Origin of the sequence: Enterococcus termitis, from assembly GCF_001730305.1 — a bacterium.
Lineage (GTDB): Bacteria > Bacillota > Bacilli > Lactobacillales > Enterococcaceae > Enterococcus_L > Enterococcus_L termitis.
On the sequence record NZ_MIJY01000046.1, the window covers coordinates 127,206 to 148,315 of the forward strand.

Consider the following 21,110-nt stretch of genomic DNA (forward strand, 5'->3'; position numbering starts at 1 on the left):
AACAAAAGACAAAGTCGATTCTGATGGAATTTAGGCTTTGTCTTTTTGTTTTTTTAAAGTACGTTTAATGTTTATTTTTTCTCTTCTTGCTTTATTTTTTTTCTGTGCTATGGTTAAGATGTACTTGTTTTTTAGGAGGAGATTATCTTGCGTGAATAAAGCTGGACACAAAGAAGTGCCAGTTGATGATCATGTGGTTTCTTTGTGTCATATTGAGTAAATATGATGGAGAATAAGGAGATAAATCAATGATTATTGTCAAAGGAAACAATCCAAGAAAGATCGAGAAGATTTGGGATTTAGTAAAAAGAGAACACACAGGTAAAAAAGTTGCAGTTATCGGATATTCTGGAGAGATTCCATATAATTTTATTCGAGCAAAACAAATGCCAGCCTATGAAACAATCACAAAACAGAATACACTTAACGACTTAACACGCTTTTTAAATGAAACAAAAAATAGATTTGAGGCAGTGATTCTTTACCTTGATTGCGAAATGCATATGATCGATTCAATAAAGGAATTGATTAAACCTTATCAAGAGAAATTTATTTTGACTGTTTATGATGAAAAGGAGCCTATACAAGTCGTTGATGAACGGTAAGGTGGGAGAGATATGATGGAAAATACAGAGCAGTTGTTGGGACTGATCAAAAAATTTCAAACAGAGGAACTTTCTCTGGAGGACGCAATAGAACTACGTCGTTTATCCGCTGAATTTGCGAATGTATGCGGTGAAAATGTAGAACGCAAAATGGACCAATTTTATAAAAATTAGCTGTTTATCAGGATTTTGAAAACCTGATAAACAGCAGATTCTTACGAAGCAAGTTGTGATCAAACCTCAGCTTGTCTCGTAAGTTTTTTATTTAGTTTCATAAAAATAAAATCAACTGTAGACGCCATATTGAAGTTTGTTAACGGTAATTTTTTGTTCTTTAGCTGATACATGTACTTGATCAAGAAGGTCTAGTCTTCCGAAGTTAGAGATTAAATCTGTATAAGAAAATTTGGCATAATAGCCACCAGAAGTTTGTCCCGTTTCACTGGGTGTGATTTTTACCCAAGTCGGTCCGCCAGACCAACTTTGCAAACATAGTTCGATTGAATTCATTGTTCCAGTATATTCAACATAAAAATAACCATCTTTTTTTATATCAGATATGTTGATTGGTCCACCATTTTTATTGGTAGTTAGGCTTACTGCTTGGCCCCAAGGTTCAGCTGACTTGCTTCCGTAAAAATACTGGATATAATTATAGGAAGGGGAAGTTGTAGTGCCCGTAAAAATGGATGCTTTTTTTGAGGTATTTTTAATGCCGTTCTCGTGGTATAGCAACGTTTCACCCCAACTTGTATATGAATTTCCATCAAAAGTTTCAGCAATATCTAAATAAGCCAAATCAGCATTGTTGCCTTTCCAAGACCAGCCTAGATATCCGACCCCTTTTTGCTGTGAATAGTTCATAATAGTATTTTCATCCACATCGCCATTACTATGTTCCGCACCAAATTCACCAATCACAACACTTAAGTTCTTATTTAGCACGTTGTCGATAGTTGATTTAATCGTTGCTTCATTTCCACCGGCATATTCATACATATGAATAGAAAACAACGTATTTTTTAATGGATCTGACTGAAAAACTTCTGTTCCGTAATCTATAATAGATTGTGGATATTGCCCCCAACCAGCAGCGTCAACCATAATTGTGTTTTTGATACCAGCAGCACGAATTTTTGGTAAGGCTTGAATGTAGCCGTTTTTCCAGTTTTCACTATTCCATGCACCAGCCCATTCGTTAGCAACATTTAAGATCACGTATTTTTCATTACCAATCAGAATATCTTTTAATTCCAGCCAATAATCCACTGCCTTATTTAAATCAGCGATGTTATCTGAACCCGTCGCGTCATGGATTTCTAAAATAGTCACAAGTTGATTCGCTTTTGCTTCTTCAACTAAACGTTTGACCTCTGACAATGAATCTTTCTGCCATTTTTGTCCATTTGACAAAACAAGACGAACAGTATTGGCTCCAGTGTTAGAAATCCCTTTCAAAGAAACGGTTGACTCATTTTTAAACCATGTATGAGCGACATTGATTCCTCGCATTGTAAATTTTTGACCATTTGATTCGTAAAGAGTTGTTCCATCGACATAAAAACCATCAGAAGCAGCTTCTGCATTTTTGGGAACCAGCACTGTCAGTAAAAAAGTTAGGGCAAGCAATAAAGGGAAAACCATTTTGTTTTTCATTTGATAACCTCCAAAGATAGTGAGTTGTAGTTAACTATTCGTCGACTAATGAGTAACTACGCTAAAATAATCAGTATAATTAATTAACTTTATATTATTTGGTTAATATACTACCATGATTAATAGCGGGATTCAAATAAAAGACTATACATTAAAATTAAAAAACAGTTCATTTTATTAGCGTGATAAATAATAATGAATTCCAGTTGAGTTGTTCAAATTGCTATTAAGCAGATAAATTGATTTTATTTAAAAAGAGTATATAATTCAATTTAAGGTCAGGGAAGGTCAAAGATAACCTTCCATTGACCAATCAAAATAGGAGGTTTGTAAATTATGGCAAAACAACATTATGACAGAAGTAAACCCCATGTAAATATCGGCACGATCGGTCATGTCGATCATGGGAAAACAACATTGACCGCTGCAATCACTACAGTATTAGGGAAAAAGGCCTTGCAAACCCGCAGGACTATGCTAGTATCGATGCAGCGCCAGAAGAAAGAGAACGCGGGATCACGATCAATACCGCTCATGTGGAATACGAAACAGAAGCTCGCCATTATGCACATATCGATGCACCAGGACACGCAGATTATGTGAAAAATATGATCACAGGAGCTGCTCAAATGGATGGCGCAATTCTTGTTGTATCAGCAACAGATGGTCCAATGCCACAAACAAGAGAACATATTTTATTGTCACGTCAAGTGGGTGTAAAGTACTTAATTGTTTTTCTTAATAAAACAGATTTAGTAGATGATGAAGAACTGATCGATCTAGTAGAGATGGAAGTTCGTGAATTACTAAATGAATATAATTTTCCTGGTGATGATACACCGATCATTAAAGGCTCTGCCCTAAAAGCACTGCAAGGAGATCCAGAAGCTGAAGCTGCCATCATGGAATTGATGAAGACAGTTGATGAGTATATCCCAACGCCTCAAAGAGATACAGATAAACCGTTGCTATTGCCTGTAGAAGATGTTTTTTCAATCACAGGAAGAGGCACTGTTGCATCTGGACGAATCGATCGAGGCAAAGTCAGTGTGGGAGATGAAGTTGAAATTGTCGGGATCAAACCAGAAACACAAAAAGCAGTTGTAACGGGAATTGAAATGTTCCGTAAAACCTTGGATTACGGTGAAGCAGGAGATAATGTCGGGGTATTGTTACGTGGTATTACTCGTGACGAAATCGAACGCGGGCAAGTTATTGCTAAACCAGGTTCGATCACTCCGCATACCAAGTTTGTTGCTGAAGTGTATGTTTTGACAAAAGAAGAAGGAGGGCGTCACACGCCATTCTTCACTAACTATCGACCACAATTTTATTTCCGTACAACAGATGTTACTGGCGTGGTTGATTTGCCGGAAAATGTTGAAATGGTAATGCCGGGAGATAATGTCACCATAGATGTTGAATTGATCCATCCGATTGCTGTTGAAAAAGGAACAACATTTTCTATTCGTGAAGGCGGACGTACTGTCGGCTCTGGAATCGTCACAAAAATAAAAGAATAGTAATAATGTCCATTAAGCGTGTGTTTCAAAGGCTGAAAAAGGTTTTTGACTCATACGCTTTTTTGGTGTATGATATGGGCTAAAAAAGGGGGAGAACCTTGTGGAATGTACGGTTTTAAGAATTGATGCGTTTACTGAAACGCCAGGTCAAGGAAATCCTGCTGGAGTTGTCTTGGATGGAGATCGTTTTAGTACGGAAGATATGCAAAAAATCGCAAAAAGGGTTGGGTACAATGAAACTGTTTTTTGCTGCACCAGTGAAAGTGCAGACGTTAAATTGAGGTATTTTACGCCAGGTCATGAAACGCCTCTATGTGGTCACGCGACCATGGGAAGTCTTTTTGCATTGTATCAAAATAAAGGATCTCGAAAACTTACGATCGAGACAGGCGCAGGACTGCTTCCAGTTTATTACAACGATGAGTTAAATCAGCTGACAATGACACAGGCAACGCCTCGATTTATAGATTTTGAGGGAGATCAAGCGGCACTTTGTGCTAGTTTAGGCATTCAACTATCTGATTTAGACCATCATTTACCGATTAAATATGGAAATACAGGCTCTTGGACATTGATTTTGCCTGTCAAAGATGTGTCCGTTTTAGATGCGATGAAACCAGATTCGAAACGATTTCCTGAACTATTGAAAGAGGTACCAAAGGCTTCGATCCATCCTATAACGATTCTTTCGCAAGATGAAGGAATCATGACAGCACGCCATTTTTCATCTCCTTTTTCTGGAACAACAGAAGATTCTGTAACAGGTACCGCCTCTGGTGTTATGGGAGCGTATGCGTTGAACCATATTTATCCAAAGGCTGAACGAAAAGAGTTGACCATTTTTCAAGGCAAACAAGTCAAAAAAGAAGGTCAAGTTCTTGTTCATGTCAGTAGAGGAATAAAAGGAGCACATACTGTTCAGATCACAGGTACAGCTTGTTTCAACGAAGCAATCAAGGTGGTTCTTGATGATTAAAAAAGAAAGACATTCGCTGTTAGCATTTAGTGAGCTAAGTAGCGAATGTCTTTTTTTATCGTTGGTATCTATTTCTTAAAATACGGCGTACACCGTGGACCTTATTTTGTTTTTCAATTGGCGCATTATCGATGATCAACAAAGCGATCATAACATAGGCAATAAAACTTTCTCTAGAGTAAAGAGTATAACGAGGCACCCAACGTGCAGCATATTTTTCTTTGTAATCCCGCAACCCTTGGAACGAATAGAAACGAGAACCAAACTCATACACAAGATAAGCGACACGTTCCTGAATAAAACTTTTTCTGGAAGTACCTACATTGGATAAAGGCGCCATTCCCAGATTGAAATAGGTCAAGCCTTCGTCACGCATATAGTTGAATAGAGAAATAAAGAGATAATCCATTACGCCGGATGGTGCTTTTTTACTGTATCTCATCAAGTCGATCGTACCTTCCTCTTTCGTGTAGGTAGGCATGATGTTAGCAAAAGCGATGATTGCCCCTTCTTGGTCTTTTGCTACAGCGATTTGTGCGCGCTGTAAATATTCTTCTGAGAAAAAGCCGAGGGAGAACCCTTTTTCTTTACGGCTACCAAGCCAATCATCTGAAACTTGTTTAAGCTCTGTCATTAGCTCTGTAGAAAACGGTGGTTGCAGCACCTCAAACAAGTAACCTTCTTTAGTAAAACGGTTCATAACCGCACGTTCACTTTTCATTTTTTTACCTGATAATGTAAAGTTTGGTAGATCGACATGTGCTTCTTCTCCCATTTTTATGAAATCATAACCAAATTCATGTAGAAACATGACGATTTCTTCAGAAACTTCATAGAAGACTGGAAGATAGCCCCAACGGTCAGCCTCATTGATAAACTGTTCAATCGCTTCTGAAAAGTCTTCTTTTTTACCCGAAGGATCGCCCATTACAATACACTTATTATTTAACGTTTTGAACTGCAGTAAAACAGTGTCTTCTTGGTCACTATTTTGATAAATATACATGTCCTTGTCTTTAAGAAAAATCAACTGGCTATCTGTATTTCCACCGTAGCTCGTCAGAAGTGTTAAAACACGGTTTTCATCAAGAGAGTGACCGAGTTTGTATCGTTTTCCTTCTAAATAACGAATGAATAAATAGCTGAATAAGGTAACCAATAAAATCCCCAAAAGTCCAGAAAACCAAATTTTCTCCGAAGGGAATAAAAAGAAGGAGATGAAGCGGTGTTTATGGTGAGGAAAGGTAGGCAAATTATACACACCGATCACGATATATAAAATCGTCAATGCTAGAAAAATTGCTCCATCGATCGTTACCATTTCCCATGAATAGACCAATTGCTCTCTATATAGCTGTCTTTTGGAAAAAACAATAATAACCAGCAACAATCCAAGAAAGAAACTAACGCCCCAGCTGAAATCCTTAACAAAGGTATAAACCAAGGTAATCACGATCAGACCGATCGTCGGTAAATAAGCTCGTTTCACTCGTGCAGCAATACCTCTGCCGGTGATCAATAATAAAAAGCCTAATAAAATTGCTGGCAGTTGTGTGATAATTCGAAAAGAAAGTGGGTTTAATTGCTTAAGCCAAGTTAATTCGATAAAGGCTTCAGGAATCGTTGCCGATAAAACGACCATGATCCCAGAAAAATACATTAGAAAAACCACACATTTATGAGCGAATGCTGTCGAAAGTTCTCTCGGGATATATGAGTAGCGTTTATTTAATGTATGGCTCAAATTTTTCATGAAAAATAATGCGCCGATTAAAAACGGAATAATATAGTAAAACAGACGATAAAGCAGAATCCATGCGACGACGACTTCACGAGAAATGCCAATAGCGGATAAGCCGATAATCATAAGCAAATCAAAACTACCCAGTTCACCAGGGACCATTGAAACAATCCCGATCACAGAAGCGGCTATGAATAAAGGAACTACCTGCAATAGATCTATTTTGACACCCATTAATAGACCGATCAATAGAAAGCTGCTTAAAACACCTGTCCATTCTAAGAAAGAGGTGAAAATCAGACCAGCTCGTGTGGGTCTGTCGATGTCTCCGATGTATTCGTCCTTTCTTAATAAGCTAACGAGTAAAACAATTGGGAAGTACAGTCCTCCACCAATTAACCAGATCCAGTATTGCTGAATGTATTCATTTGTATGACCAAAAATAACCAGTAAGAATGCAATGAAGCTATAAATCGACAAGCCGGACATTAAAAATAGTAAAATTTTAGATAATGCCTGTACCACTTTTTTGCCGTCTTTTTCTTTGCCGTAAAACTCTGAACGAAGACCAATGCTGATAAGACCGCCAAAGCCAGCAATATTATTGATCGTATTGATCATCCAGCTGCTTTCAAATAGGAACAGTTTCTTAGGCTTTTGCTGCAGAATGTTGTTGAGAATCACATCATAGCCGATCATCGGCAGGACCGCAATCAATCCAATAACCAGCATCAACATAATTTTCCAAAAGGGGATATCTTGAAAAATGATTCCCAATTGACTGAAAGAAATAGTTTTACTGATAGAAAGAAGTTCGCGTAAAATAATAATGATAACTGAAAAAATAAAGATTGTTTTAAAATAGCTTGTTCGTTCTTTGAACCATTGCATGACTCGTTTCATTGGATACACCTACTTTTCTAATAAAAATGAGAGCACTTCTTGATTAAATAGTTCTGGATTTTTCTTGGCAAACGAATGCCCTTGATGAGCAACTAAAACAAAAGCAGCCTGGGGGATTTCTTTTGCTAAATAAATCGAGTGTGAGCGTTTGATTATATCGTGTTTACCAACAATTACTAAGGTTTTCGCATGAAAGTGATTGAGATCAGTTGTTGTGACATTAATATCTTTTACCATCAAGCGCACAATACGCAATTGTTTTTTTGCGGTAGAGCTTATCACTGCGGCTATACATAACATACCATACTGTAAAGCTGTTAGAATTCGAAAGAACAATTTAACTCCTGAGACTACTGTATTTCCCGCATTTAAGACCAGTCGATGAACGGCATGAGGATATTGTTTTGCAAAAACCATCGCTAAATTTGCCCCATCACTAAAGCCCACAAAATCGGCTTGGTCTAATTGTTCATGTTTCATGATCATATATAGATCTTCTGCCATCTGCTCAAATGTAAGTGTGGTACTTTGATTGGTGGAGCGTCCATGATCCCGACTATCCATAGTGAAAACTTTAAAATATTGACTGAAAGCCGGTCGTTGTTTTTCAAAATAATCACCGCTTCCGCCGTTACCATGAAGTAAAAATAAAGGGAAGCCTTCACCGGATACTTCATAATAGATTTGACTGCCATCGGTTGTCCGTATGTTCTTTTTTTCATGTTTCATTTTATTACCACCTGTCAATAGTAGTATAGCGGTTTTTGGATGGTTTTCAAACTGAAAGGAAACATAGATCTCTCTCTTTTTCTTAAAGAATAATAAAGAATTAGCATTTATTTAGATTTTTTATAAATAATAACGTATGATAAAAACTACCTTATAAAAAGTTTGGATGATACGATGGGCAAATTGATGAGATTCTTAAAAAAAATGCTGCTATTCGTTTTGCTTCTGCTGCTTATTTTAACCGTTTATCTTGGCTATGATATTCGCAAAAATGTGAAGCATGTAATGACGTTTGAGTCAGAGGTAGAACAAGCTGTAAAAGAAAATGATATTCCTGAATACAAAGACTTGATTTTAGCTATTATTTATACGGAGTCAAAAGGCAAAGCAGAAGATTTGATGCAAAGCAGTGAGAGTGTTTATGGTCAACAACACATGATTGGCACAACAAAAGAAAGCATTGATGCGGGTGTGGCTTATCTAGCGCAGTCACTCGATAAAGCAGAGGAAGCAGGTTGCGATCAGTGGACTGCTGTTCAAGCATATAATTTTGGCTTGGATTATATTGATTTTATAAAAGAACGCGGCGGAAAAAATACGATCCGTTTGGCAGAGGAATATTCAAAAGAGGTACTTTCTCCCTTATTAGGAAATGATGATCAGAGAACATATCGCTATTATCGCCCACAAGCTGTTTTTTATAATGGTGGGTTTTTATATAAAAATGGCGGCAATATGTTTTATGCTGATATTGTAAAGATGAACATGCAATTTATTAAATGGTTAAAATAACAATTTTAAAATCCTTAAGAAAATCGTCTAGTGAAATTCTACGAATTCTTGAGGATTTTCTTGAAGTTCTTTCTATTAACAAGTAAACTAGAGAAGGTGTATTTTTAACAAGGAGAAAGTAGGGAACAAAATCCATGACAAATAAGTTTGATATAAAACAAGGTCTGACTCACTCGGAGGTAGAGGAACGTAAGAGACAAGGCCTTCAAAATGATTACGAAGAAAATGTAGCAAAATCAACGAAAGACATTATTTATGATAATGTAATGACGTTGTTTAACTTTCTAAACTTTGGTATCGCTCTGTGTTTGCTTTTTGTTGGAGCCTATTCCAATCTTGCATTTTTAGCTATTATTTTGGTGAATATGGGGATGGGGATCTATCAAGAGATTCACGCAAGAAATCTTGTACAAAAATTATCGATTGTAGCCAAAGAAAGTGTACATGTAATTCGAGACGGCAAGGAAATGGAGATCGATACTAAAGAATTAGTGATGGATGATCTTGTTGTGATTTCTGCTGGGGAACAAGTCCCCTCTGATTTAGAAGTTTTAGCTGGAAAAGCAGAAGCCAATGAGGCCTTGCTGACGGGTGAATCTGATTTGATTGAGAAGACCGAAGGCGATATTTTACTGTCAGGGAGTTTCTTAGCCAGCGGACAAGTTCACGGAAAGGTTGTTCATGTAGGTGCTGATAACTACGCCGTGAAGATCACTGCAGAAGCTAAAGTACATAAACCGATTCAGTCTGAACTAGTGAATTCGATTCGTAAAGTATCTAAATTTACGAGTTTAGTGATTATTCCTTTAGGGATCATTCTATTTGTAGAAGGGTTTATGATTCGTGATGCTGGCTTAAAAAGTTCCGTTGTCGCTTCAGCAGCTGCTTTACTAGGGATGTTGCCAAAAGGACTTGTTCTTTTAATCAGTATTGCCTTAACTACAGGTGTTGTGAAGCTGGCTAAAAAAAGAATTTTGGTTCAGGATATGTATTCGATCGAGACCTTAGCCCATGTAGATACCCTTTGTTTAGATAAGACAGGGACGATCACCGAAGGGAAAATGAAAGTTCAAAAAGTTGAAGTGTTACATGCCAATTATCATGAGAATTTTCCGCAAATCATCGGTAGTTATTTAGCCGAAAGTACGGATAATAACATTACGATGCAAGCGATTCGTGATCACTTTGAACTTTCTAATCGTTATGGCGCAGTTAAGACGTTACCTTTTTCATCCGAGCGAAAATGGGGGGCAATCGAGTTTAACGAATTAGGTACTGTTTATCTTGGTGCGCCTGAAAAATTAGTTACTGAAGATCGCTTACCTAAAGAAGTAATCGAGGCACAAGAGAACGGTTATCGTGTATTGATGTTGGGTATTGCTGAAAATACGCCCCTGGACGAAGAGACTATCCCTTATTTAGCTCCTTTGGCTGTTTTAGAAATAGATGATCCGATTCGTCAAAATGCGAATGAGACGTTAGCTTATTTACGTGAAGAAGGGATCGATCTTAAAGTGATCTCTGGGGACAACCCAGTGACTGTTTCTAACATTGCTCGTCGTGCTGGATTGTATGGATACGAGTCTTATATCGACATGTCTACAATGGAAACTGAAGCAGATGTCCGCAAAGCAGTGCATGATTATACCGTTTTTGGTCGTGTTACACCTCAGCAAAAACGTACGATCGTTCGTGAGCTTAAAGACAATGATCACGTGGTGGCGATGACTGGTGATGGAGTGAATGATGTTTTAGCTTTACGCGAAGCCGATTGCAGTATTGCGATGGCAGAAGGTGACGGAGCAACTAGACAAATCTCAAACTTAGTATTATTGGATTCTGATTTTACAACGCTGCCAGATGTTTTGTTTGAAGGCAGACGTGTTGTCAATAATGTCACGAAAGTGGCAAGTATCTTTTTCATCAAAACGATTTATTCATTTATTTTATCCATCCTTTGTATGATTACAGCAATTGCTTTTCCGTTTATTCCGATTCAAATCACACTGATTGATTTAGCTATCGAAGGTTATCCAGCATTCTTCTTGTCATTTGAAGGAGATAAACGCAAGGTTCAAGGGAAATTTTTACCGACAGCTTTACGAAATGCTTCTGTGAATGCTGTATTAGTCGTCTTGAATATTGTTGCTATCTATTTGATTGGTCAAAGCCAAGGCTTGACACAGATAGATACAACAACATTAATGTATTATTTATTGATCGGAATTAGCTGTATGGCTGTTGTTCGTGCATGTTTGCCTTTCAATCCATTACGGATTTTCCTTGTTGTAACGACTATTGGTGGTATTTATGTTGCGGCAATGTTGTTCCACAGTATTTTAGAAGTTGGCTTTTTAACAAGTCAAACTTTACCGATTTTTGCAGTGATGATGGTGATGAATATCATTGTCCGTTTATTGATTGGGTTAATTCAAATGAAACGAGCAGGAAAAACAATTAAAGATCTTTAGAATCCTTTTAAAACACAGTTCTGTCTTAAAAAAAGCGAACTGTGTTTTTACTTTGTGTTGGAAAGAAAAATTTCAGAAATAAGCGTGCAATTTACTTGAAAATTCTGTTTAATGTGATACAATTAACCATGTGTAATTGTGTCTTTTGAAAATCGCGCTGAAGGTTTCAGTGCTTTTTTACTGACTATCACGTACATTAGCTTTTGGCTTTTTAGGAGGTGAGAACAGTGGCACAAAGAATTCCTCAAGAAGTGATCGAGGAAGTAAGACAACGAACGAACATCGTTGATGTTGTTGGACAGTATGTTCAGTTGAAAAAATCCGGCAAGAACTATATGGGTCTGTGTCCGTTCCACGAAGAACGTTCCCCTTCATTTTCAGTAGCAGAAGACAAACAGATATTTCACTGTTTTGGCTGCGGAAAAGGCGGAACTGTTTTTAATTTTCTGCAGGAAATCGAAGGAATTAGTTTTCCAGAATCCGTTAAAAGAGTTGCAGAATTGGAGCAAATTCCGGTTTCAGTTGATTGGACCAATACGTATGAAGCAGATACTACAGAAAGTATTCAAAATCGTAAGCTGATCGAGCTGCACAAAAAAGCGGCTGATTTGTATCATCATGTTCTGATGAATACTCAAATCGGCGAGCCGGCATTAAACTATTTGCTGGAACGTGGCTTGACCAAAGAGCTGATCGAAACATTCAATATTGGGTTCGCGCCTCAAAAACGTGATTTTTTAAGCCAAGTATTTCAAAATGAACAAACATCAGAAGAACTATTCAAGGAATCTGGTCTGTTTATTCAAAGGGAAAGCGGCGAATTTCTAGATCGCTTTTATCAACGAGTCATGTTTCCAATCAATGACGACCGTGGCAATATCATTGCTTTTTCTGGACGTTTGCTAAAGACAGAAGATTTTCCAGGTGATGATATGCCTAAATACCTCAATAGCCCAGAAACTGTTTTGTTCAATAAACGGGAGACATTGTTTAACTTTGATAAAGCACGTAAAGAGATCCGTAAAGAAAACACTGTTTTTTTATTTGAAGGTTTTATGGATGTACTGGCTGCCTGGCAAGCAGGAATTTCCAGTGGAGTAGCTTCTATGGGAACGAGTTTAACAAATGAACAAATTCGAAAATTAGAGCGCGTCGCTAAAGAACTCGTGATCTGCTATGATGGCGATAAAGCCGGAATCGAAGCGACAAATAGAGCGATCTCTTTATTGAGTGAACATAGTCGTTTTCAACTAAGTATTGTTAGTATTCCAGAAAAATTGGATCCAGACGAGTATTTGCGAAAATACGGTAGTGAGTCTTTTAGAGAGCTGGCTCTTCATGGTCGTGAAACGGTTTTTAGTTTCAAAATGCACTATCACCGTTTGACAAGAAACATGAATAACGAAAAAGAGCAACTTGATTATGTTAATGAATTGTTGCAGGAATTACTTTTAGTTCAATCGCCATTAGAAAGAGACCGATATTTAAATCAGTTAGCACAAGAGTTTCAATTATCGTTTCATTCATTGGAAGAACAACTAAAGCAAATTGAAGCACAGCAGCGTTCAACGAAAAGAAGAGAACGCCAGCAGCAAACAGCACCACCGCCTGCTTTTGAGATGGAAGATATGTTGGAACCACCTGAAATGTTTGAACAAGAAAGTGTTCCTTCTGTACAAAACAATTTGCCTTTAACGCAAGTTGAAAAGGCCGAGCGAACATTACTTTATCGTCTGATGAATGAGCAAGGTGTTCGAAATCAAGTGATGCAGTTACCTGCGTTTAGTTTTGCTCATGATTCATATCAAGAGCTATATTTACTGTTAGACAGCTACATGAGTATTCACAATGAGTTTTTACTTGCTGATTTTCTTGATTTTGTGAAAGAAGATAAGGTCAAAAAATTGGCGATCGATATTTCTTTGCAGACGATTTCAGAGGAAAGCTCAGATCGTGAGATGGCAGATGTTTTACGCGTGATTCAAAACTCTAGCCTAGAGGAGCTGATCATGCTGAAACAACAGCAGAAAAAAGAAGCTGAGCGTATCGGCAATAAACAACTAGTTGATGAACTGGCAATCGAGGTCATTACACTGGTAAAACAATTGCAAAAAAGTCGTACTGCGTCTTAACAATTAGGCAAACGTATCTGACTATTATTTATAGATTTAGCCGAATGGAAAAATGAAGGGGGCCTTCTTTTCATGGAAAAAGAAACAGAAAAAAAATATGCAGCTGCACTGGCAGCCTTTATCAAAGAAAACAAGCCTAAAGGGAATGTTTTTTATGATGATTTAACAAACACATTAGCAACACCATTTACATTAAATGCGGATGAAATGGAAAAATTGATCCAAAAAGTTGAAGATGCTGGTATTAGCGTAGTTGACGAAAATGGTGACCCAAGTGAACATAGTCTGAAAAAAGACGAAAAAGTTGCTGAAAAGGCCCAAATGGAAGATTTATCTGCCCCAACGGGTGTGAAGATCAATGACCCTGTTCGTATGTATCTAAAAGAAATCGGACGCGTACAGTTACTGACTGCGGCTGAAGAAGTTGAACTTGCATTGAAAATCGAAGAAGGCGACCAAGAAGCTAAACAACGTTTGGCAGAAGCAAACTTGCGTTTAGTTGTTTCCATCGCAAAACGTTATGTAGGACGCGGAATGCAATTCCTTGATTTGATTCAAGAAGGAAACATGGGCTTGATGAAAGCTGTTGAAAAATTTGATTACCGTAAAGGATTTAAATTCTCTACTTATGCGACTTGGTGGATCCGTCAAGCAATTACTCGTGCAATTGCCGACCAAGCAAGAACGATTCGGATTCCTGTGCATATGGTGGAAACGATCAATAAATTGATTCGTATCCAACGTCAATTGCTGCAAGATTTAGGCCGAGAACCAACGCCGGAAGAAATCGGTGCAGAAATGGATTTACCAACTGAAAAAGTTCGTGAAATCTTGAAAATCGCACAAGAGCCAGTTTCTTTAGAAACACCGATCGGTGAAGAGGACGATTCTCATTTAGGTGACTTTATTGAAGACCAAGATGCAACAAGTCCTGCAGAACATGCAGCGTATGAATTATTGAAAGAACAATTAGAAGATGTTTTAGATACCTTGACTGATCGTGAAGAGAATGTATTGCGTTTACGTTTTGGTTTAGATGACGGACGAACACGAACGTTGGAAGAAGTAGGGAAAGTATTCGGTGTGACACGTGAACGGATTCGTCAAATCGAAGCGAAAGCATTACGTAAGTTACGCCATCCATCCCGCTCTAAACAGCTAAAAGACTTTTTAGAATAAGCACATTTAGACTCTTATAAAAGTGTATCAATTTAGGTTTAAAAGTGAAGCAAAACTAAAAAAAAGTTTTGCTTCACTCTTTTTTTAATAATCGTAACAAAAAAGTTAGACTGTACATATTGGAAGAAAAGCGATTTTATGGTAGATTAGATTTACTGGAATGAGTAGAATGTGAGGCGGAATGAATGACGAAACAATGTCCAAATTGCGGAACCGAGATAGATAATGAAGAAGTAGTATGCTCAAATTGCGGCTATTCTTTTAAAGAGGAAGCAAAAATTGACGAAACTTCAGAAAAAAGAGTAGAGACAGAAGATGAAGAAAGTACTTCAAATTTTATAAATAAAGAACAAAATGAAAATATTGAATGGTCAGAATTAAAAGATATGAGCATTGGTCACGTGATGACGATGTTTAATGAACAGCAGGAAGAATCCACAGTGAGTGAAGAAGGCCAGCAAGCTCCTGAAACAACAACTGACAGCAAGGAAAAAGGAATTGAAGAGACGGGTGCCTTGAGTCAATACATCAATGAGCATAAAAATGAACAAAATTCTGTTGATGAAAAGTCAACAGAATCAAAAGAATCGAGCGAACAACAGTCAGAACAAGCATTGTCCAGCACAGCAGCTGATTCTGATTCTTTAGAAAAAACGAGTGAACCAAGCGTTGAACTAAATAGTAAAGGACAAGATGAAGTGAAATCTAACGACATAGATAACAATAAGGCTGAGCAAGCTAAACAAAACATGCCTAAAGAAGAAATCACTAAATTCACCAAACCGGAAGAGCAACCAAAAGAAGAAAAGACAATAGGTCCCAAACCTTTGCCAACGGATACTACAAAGATTCCCTCTAAAAGCAAAAAGCCGGAAGAAATCGAGATGGATGCTGCACCGATTTTCTTTAAAGAGGGAGGCGATGAAGCACCTGCTAAAAATCAGTTTGAAAAACCAGCAGCTTCACCTAGTACAAATGAGTCAATTTCCGAGCCGACAAACAATCAAAAAAATAAAAATTATAAAAAAATGTCTATCATTTTAGCAGCAGTTGTTGTACTAGCAGGCGGCTCTTGGTTTGCCTATAATCAGACACAGAAAAAAACGTCTGGTACAACACAAGTTTCTGGACAACAGGAAAAACTGGCTGCTCAAACAGAAAAAGAGTTGAACAGTTATTTTACGGATGACAAACAAGTTTTTATCAAACCTGAAATGGTCAACGTCAGTCTAAAAACAATCAAAGAAAATTTAGATACGTTAAAAGAGGATAGCGACTATAAAAAATTAGACACATTATATGAGAAAGTAGCAACTAAGCAAACAGCGATTACGCAGGTCAATGAACTATTTTCAGAACCGATTATTTCTGGAAACAAACTCAATGATGCGGCGATCAAAGCTGACAAAAAAGTAGAAGTCACCAAAAGAGCTGAAAAGGACGACTTTGACAAGCTGATCAATCAGGGAATCGATCAAGCGATGACACAATATGATCAATTACAAAAGGCCAAAGTTGCCGTAGAAGTGATTTATAAAGACAATCAATTAACTGAAGCGTTGTCTAGAGAAACATATAATGCAGCCAAAACCGAAGTCGACAAAGTCAAAAGTGAATCTTTACGTAAGCCTTTAACAGAATCATTAACAAAGGCAGATCAAGCGTTAACTGATGCAGAAGCAGCGAATGCCGCACAACAACAAGCGATCAATGATCAGCAAGCAAACCAAACGGCAACCGGTACGACTGGTTACGATAATCAAGGGAATGTAGGACAGACAACAACTGGGGTACAGCCAGATGCAAGTACTTTTTCACCTGCTAATGCTGACGGTGTCTATACTGATCCAGTTTATTCAGCGAATCCAAGTGATTTAAGTGACATGAGTAATCCTGCATGGAGCTGGGCGCCTGGCGTACAAGATAAGGTTATTGCAACTTGTATTGAGCGTGGCTACATTACTGCTGGCAATTACTCTTTACAGCCAGCAAGAATCATTAATGGTGAAGGTTATTATAATCTTTATGGCGGAGACGGACAATATTTGGTTACGATCAATGCTAAAACTGGTTGGTTCAAGGGGAATGCTTCAAGAAACGCTGGAAGATAAGAAATGCTTCTAAAAATGAAAGCAAATGAGACAAAGGTCTTTGCACTTTTGTCTCGTTTTCCTTCTAGTTTGAGAGCAAAAGAATCATAAAAGGTTGTTACAAGAAGGGGTTAAGTTTACGTTTTGCTAGAGAGTCTGTGCGTAGAATTAGTTTGGTTGTTATTGATTATAAAAAAGATTGATAATGATCGAATCGCAAGGGAGAAAGAGTATGGAGAAAGAATACACAACGTTCAAAGAAGGAGTCAGGGCGTGTATACCAACGATTTTGGGTTATTTAGGCATCGGGATTGCCGCTGGAGTTGTTGGCAAAAATGTTGGGTTATCAATACTTGAGATTGCTTTGATGTCCATTTTAGTATATGCTGGCGGTGCTCAGTTTATCATTTGTGGAATGCTTGCCATTCATTCACCAGTTTCAGCCATTATTTTTACCACTTTTTTAGTGAATTTGCGCCATTTTCTGATGAGCATGTCTGTTGCGCCATACTTTAAGCAGGAACCTTTAATTACAAGTATTGGTATTGGCACGCTTTTAACAGATGAGTCCTATGGTGTATTGATGTCAGCATTGACTAATGGGCAACGAGTCTCATCTGCTTGGACACACGGATTGAACATTACCGCTTATTTGGCTTGGATCCTTTCAACGATTATTGGCGGTTTATTAGGCACCTGGATTCCTGATCCATATTTGCTCGGATTAGACTTTGCCTTAGTTGCGATGTTTGCAGGGCTATTTATTTTACAGCTCGATGATCCAATCAAAAAACATACAAAAGAAACGTTGATCGTTCTTGGGACAGTTTGCCTGTCACTGTATTTTTTCATGGGCTTTTTTTCGCCAGAGCTTTCAGTGTTATTTTCAACTTTATTAGGTTGTACCGTTGGGGTGGTGAATTATCGTGATGAATAATTATGTGTTGCTGACCATTCTAGGTTGTTCTTTAGTCACGTGGATTCCTCGAATCATTCCCTTTCTTATTTCCAAACGGGTCGATTTTCCGAAATGGTTTTTACGATTTTTATCGTTTATTCCTATATGTATCTTGACGGCGCTTTTATTTCAGAGTATTTTAGAAGCTCAAACATCAGGATTTCCAAAATTAAAACTATTAGAGGCAATCAGCTGTATTCCGACCTTACTTGTAGCGATTCGCACCAAAGATTTGATGAAAACAGTCGTGGTCGGTATCGTTACGATTGCTGTATTACGCATTTTTTTAGGCTAAAGCCAGAAGGAGAAAAATATGAATGAATTATTAGCGAACGTGTTTACCGCATTAGTGATCGATGAGAATGACGGATATTACTTTTTACAAAAAAATGGGATAACTTTTCGTTTGGCGAAAGAAGAAGGTCACCATGAAATCGGAGAAGCTGTTGAAGGATTCGGTTATTTAAATCAAAAGCAAGAGCCTGAAATGACAACGATTATTCCTGCTGCTCGAATCGGTCAATTTGCTTTTGGAACTGTTACGGGCACCAGAAGAGATCTAGGGGCGTTTGTGGACATCGGCTTGAAGGATAAGGATGTTGTCGTCTCTTTGGATGAGCTGCCTGTTATGCGCGAATTATGGCCTAAAAAAGAGGATCAGTTGATGGTTGCATTAAAAGTTGATGCTAAAGATCGTATTTGGGGTGAACTGGCGGATGAAAAACTTTTCAAAGCAATGGCTAAACCAGCAACAGAAGAGATAAAAAATAAAAATATTACAGGAACTGTTTATCGCTTAAAAATGGCTGGGACCTTTGTTTTGACAGATGATTTTTATATTGGCTTTATTCACCCTTCAGAACGCTATCAAGAACCTCGTTTAGGTGAAAAAATTAATGGCCGTGTGATCGGTGTGCGACCGGACGGTGTTTTAAACTTGTCATTAAAACCTCGTGGGTATGAAGTGATCAGTGATGATGCTGCAATGATTTTGACCTTCTTAGAACGAGAGTCAGAGCACAAAATTCCTTTTACAGATAAATCAGATCCAGAAACAATCAAGCAAACATTTGGCATCAGTAAAGCTCAATTTAAACGGGCAATCGGCAATTTATTAAAGCAAGGTAAAATCAAGCAGGAAGCCGGCTACACTTTTTTACTTCCAGCTAAAGAGGAAACAGATTTAGAAAAATAAATCTTTTTTGATTCTAATTGAGAATCACTTGCAAATATTTCGGAGTTATTTTATACTAATTATAATTTAAAACTAGAGAATATTGAGCTAGTTTATAATTATTCTAAATAAGGGGCTGCGAGTATGGATTCAACTGCTGCTTTAAAGAAAACAAAACAACAATTACATGAATCTGGTTTTAAACTGACGCCTCAACGAGAAGCAACAGTTTTGGTTTTACTGGAAAATGAAAAAGATCATTTATCAGCAGAAGAGATCTATTTTTTAGTTAAACAAAAAAGCCCGGAAATTGGATTAGCAACTGTTTATCGTACACTAGAAATTTTAACTGACTTAAAAGTCGTCGACAAAGTAAGTTTTAATGATGGATTAGCTCGTTATGACTTACGAAAAGAAGGGGCAAAACATTTTCATCATCATCTATTGTGCTTGGAATGTGGGAACATTGAAGAAGTAGAAGAAGATCTTTTAGGTGAAGTGGAACAGGTGATTGAACAGCGCTATCATTTTATGGTGAAAGATCACCGATTGACGTTTCACGGCATTTGCGAAAACTGCCAACAAACGAAGAAAAACCAATCAAAAAACTAGAGAAAAAGACAGAACGAATGTTATTTTTAGGAATGCATTTGTTTTGTCTTTTTTTATTTATTAAAAAAATGATTGACAATACCCACATAATCTCATACAATAGCTTCAATAAACAATAAAAGTATCGATAAGAACTAGTAAGACACACTAGGTGTACAGAAAGTTGCCGGTTGTTGAGAGGCGCACAAACCTGATGTATCTGAATTCCTCTTTGAACTTCACACCGAATGAAGTAGGCTGTGACGGTTATTGCGCACCCGTTATTGTGCCAGGGTATAGTTAAGATTGTACCTATTAAGGCAATGAGTGTGAACTGATTGTAAACAAAGGTGGTAACACGAGTTTTTGAGTCTCGTCCTTTTCAGAAATGAAAAGGCGGGGCTTTTTTTATTGTTTGGGTAGTAGAAAAATGAAGGGGGAGTCATCCTATGAGTTTTAAAGCATTGAGTCAGCCGATCGATTTTGCACAAGTAAAATCATTATCGAAATTAACAACGCAGCAAGCAGAAAAGAAAGCCATTCGGGATCAGGAGTTAAAAAATATTATTGAAGGAAAAAGTCAAAAAATATTATTATTGATTGGTCCTTGTTCCGCTCATGATGAAGACGCAGTGATGGAATATGTCACACGTTTAGCAAAATTACAAGAACGAGTGCAAGACAAGGTATTTATGGTTCCGCGAGTTTATACCAATAAACCTAGAACCAATGGAGATGGGTATAAAGGGCTTCTTCACCAACAAAATCCTGAAGGTGAAAGCAACTTGATTCAAGGGATCGCCGCAGTTCGTAGTCTGCACAACCGAGTAATCAGCGAAACTAGCTTAACTACAGCAGATGAAATGCTATATCCTGAGAATTTAGAGTTTGTCGAGGATCTAGTTAGCTATATTGCAGTGGGGGCGCGTTCAGTTGAGGATCAGCAACATCGGTTCGTTGCCAGCGGGATCGATCAGCCGACGGGTATGAAAAATCCAACGAGTGGTAATTTAAAAGTGTTATTCAATTCTTTATATGCTGCACAGCAAAAACAAGAATTCATCTTTAACGGAATGGAAGTAGAATCAAGTGCTAATCCATTAGCTCACGTTGTTTTACGCGGCGGATTAAATGAGTATGGTGAAAACTTGCCTAATTATCATTACGAGGATTTGTTAAAGGTTGTTGAGCACTATAAATCAGGTCAATACAAAAATCCATTCATCGTGATTGACACGAATCACGATAACTCTGGCAAGCAATATAAAGAGCAAGTCAGAATTGTGAAAGAAACCTTAATCAATCGCTCGTGGAATGATGATATGAAGCAATGGGTACGTGGTTTCATGATCGAAAGCTTTCTCGAAAATGGGCGTCAAGAAGCCAATGGTAAAGTGTTTGGTCAATCGATTACTGATCCGTGCTTAGGTTGGGCTGAAACAGAGCGTTTAGTCGAATATATTGCAGAAAATAGTTAATTAAATGAACAGAGAGCGGGACAAAACTGAAAATCCGTTTTGTTTCGCTCTCTAAACCCAAATAAACGGCGAGAAAAAAGCAGCTCCTTCGGAAATAAGCCGAAATTCACAA

At 37.7% G+C, this 21,110-nt stretch carries 16 protein-coding genes, 1 pseudogene and 1 other annotated feature; of the genes and pseudogenes, 14 read left to right on the forward strand and 3 right to left on the reverse strand.

Annotated features, from left to right (window positions below; translation table 11 throughout):
* Positions 1–248: 248 nt before the first annotated feature.
* Positions 249–605, forward strand: a complete 357-nt coding sequence (locus BCR25_RS18405) for a hypothetical protein (RefSeq protein WP_069665074.1) — start codon at positions 249–251, stop codon at positions 603–605.
* 12 nt (positions 606–617) lie between these two features.
* Positions 618–779 (forward strand): hypothetical protein, encoded by a 162-nt coding sequence (locus tag BCR25_RS20515; protein WP_169819040.1) that lies wholly within the window; start codon positions 618–620, stop codon positions 777–779.
* A 111-nt stretch (positions 780–890) separates the two neighbouring features.
* Here BCR25_RS20515 and BCR25_RS18410 read toward each other — a convergent pair whose 3' ends face one another.
* On the reverse strand, positions 891–2,261 hold the full coding sequence (locus BCR25_RS18410) for a cellulase family glycosylhydrolase (RefSeq protein ID WP_069665075.1): 1,371 nt from the start codon (positions 2,259–2,261) through the stop codon (positions 891–893).
* 336 nt (positions 2,262–2,597) lie between these two features.
* Between BCR25_RS18410 and tuf the strand changes: the two are divergent.
* Positions 2,598–3,784 (forward strand): annotated as a pseudogene (gene tuf / locus BCR25_RS18420) (elongation factor Tu).
* Between the two features lie 100 nt (positions 3,785–3,884).
* The gene (locus BCR25_RS18425) at positions 3,885–4,760 is read left to right on the forward strand and encodes a PhzF family phenazine biosynthesis protein (RefSeq protein WP_069665078.1); all 876 of its coding nucleotides are present in this window, start codon (positions 3,885–3,887) and stop codon (positions 4,758–4,760) included.
* A 55-nt stretch (positions 4,761–4,815) separates the two neighbouring features.
* Here the strand turns inward: BCR25_RS18425 and mprF are convergent, their stop codons facing one another.
* Both mprF and BCR25_RS18435 read right to left on the reverse strand, forming a co-directional pair.
* Positions 4,816–7,404 carry a bifunctional lysylphosphatidylglycerol flippase/synthetase MprF gene (gene mprF / locus BCR25_RS18430; protein WP_069665079.1) on the reverse strand — a complete coding sequence of 863 codons (2,589 nt, stop codon included), beginning with the start codon at positions 7,402–7,404 and terminating at the stop codon, positions 4,816–4,818.
* A gap of 9 nt (positions 7,405–7,413) precedes the next feature.
* Entirely contained in the window at positions 7,414–8,133 is a 720-nt protein-coding gene (locus tag BCR25_RS18435; RefSeq protein ID WP_069665080.1) for an alpha/beta fold hydrolase, read from the reverse strand.
* A 186-nt stretch (positions 8,134–8,319) separates the two neighbouring features.
* Here BCR25_RS18435 and BCR25_RS18440 point away from each other — a divergent pair, with 186 nt between their 5' ends.
* The 10 genes from BCR25_RS18440 to BCR25_RS18485 all read left to right on the forward strand — a co-directional run bounded on the left by BCR25_RS18440 (position 8,320) and on the right by BCR25_RS18485 (position 20,998).
* The gene (locus BCR25_RS18440) at positions 8,320–8,925 is read left to right on the forward strand and encodes a lysozyme family protein (protein WP_211272526.1); all 606 of its coding nucleotides are present in this window, start codon (positions 8,320–8,322) and stop codon (positions 8,923–8,925) included.
* A 134-nt stretch (positions 8,926–9,059) separates the two neighbouring features.
* Positions 9,060–11,396 (forward strand): cation-translocating P-type ATPase, encoded by a 2,337-nt coding sequence (locus tag BCR25_RS18445; protein ID WP_069665082.1) that lies wholly within the window; start codon positions 9,060–9,062, stop codon positions 11,394–11,396.
* Positions 11,397–11,623: 227 nt separating this feature from the next.
* Entirely contained in the window at positions 11,624–13,528 is a 1,905-nt protein-coding gene (dnaG, locus tag BCR25_RS18450; RefSeq protein ID WP_069665083.1) for a DNA primase, read from the forward strand.
* Between the two features lie 72 nt (positions 13,529–13,600).
* A complete protein-coding gene (gene rpoD, locus BCR25_RS18455; protein WP_069653135.1) occupies positions 13,601–14,707 on the forward strand; it encodes an RNA polymerase sigma factor RpoD in 1,107 nt (368 codons plus the stop codon).
* A 185-nt stretch (positions 14,708–14,892) separates the two neighbouring features.
* On the forward strand, positions 14,893–16,818 hold the full coding sequence (locus BCR25_RS18460) for a cell division site-positioning protein MapZ family protein (protein ID WP_069665084.1): 1,926 nt from the start codon (positions 14,893–14,895) through the stop codon (positions 16,816–16,818).
* A 211-nt stretch (positions 16,819–17,029) separates the two neighbouring features.
* Positions 17,030–17,734: an AzlC family ABC transporter permease gene (locus BCR25_RS18465; protein ID WP_069665085.1), complete on the forward strand. Its 705-nt coding sequence runs from the start codon at positions 17,030–17,032 to the stop codon at positions 17,732–17,734.
* A complete protein-coding gene (locus BCR25_RS18470; protein ID WP_069665086.1) occupies positions 17,727–18,050 on the forward strand; it encodes an AzlD domain-containing protein in 324 nt (107 codons plus the stop codon). Before BCR25_RS18465 ends, BCR25_RS18470 begins: the two co-directional genes overlap by 8 nt.
* An 18-nt stretch (positions 18,051–18,068) precedes the next feature.
* Positions 18,069–18,950, forward strand: a complete 882-nt coding sequence (locus tag BCR25_RS18475; RefSeq protein ID WP_069665087.1) for a CvfB family protein — start codon at positions 18,069–18,071, stop codon at positions 18,948–18,950.
* 123 nt (positions 18,951–19,073) lie between these two features.
* The gene (gene fur, locus BCR25_RS18480) at positions 19,074–19,541 is read left to right on the forward strand and encodes a ferric iron uptake transcriptional regulator (RefSeq protein ID WP_069665088.1); all 468 of its coding nucleotides are present in this window, start codon (positions 19,074–19,076) and stop codon (positions 19,539–19,541) included.
* 115 nt (positions 19,542–19,656) lie between these two features.
* Positions 19,657–19,904, forward strand: a binding site (T-box leader).
* A gap of 65 nt (positions 19,905–19,969) precedes the next feature.
* A complete protein-coding gene (locus BCR25_RS18485; protein WP_069665089.1) occupies positions 19,970–20,998 on the forward strand; it encodes a 3-deoxy-7-phosphoheptulonate synthase in 1,029 nt (342 codons plus the stop codon).
* Positions 20,999–21,110 lie beyond the last annotated feature (112 nt).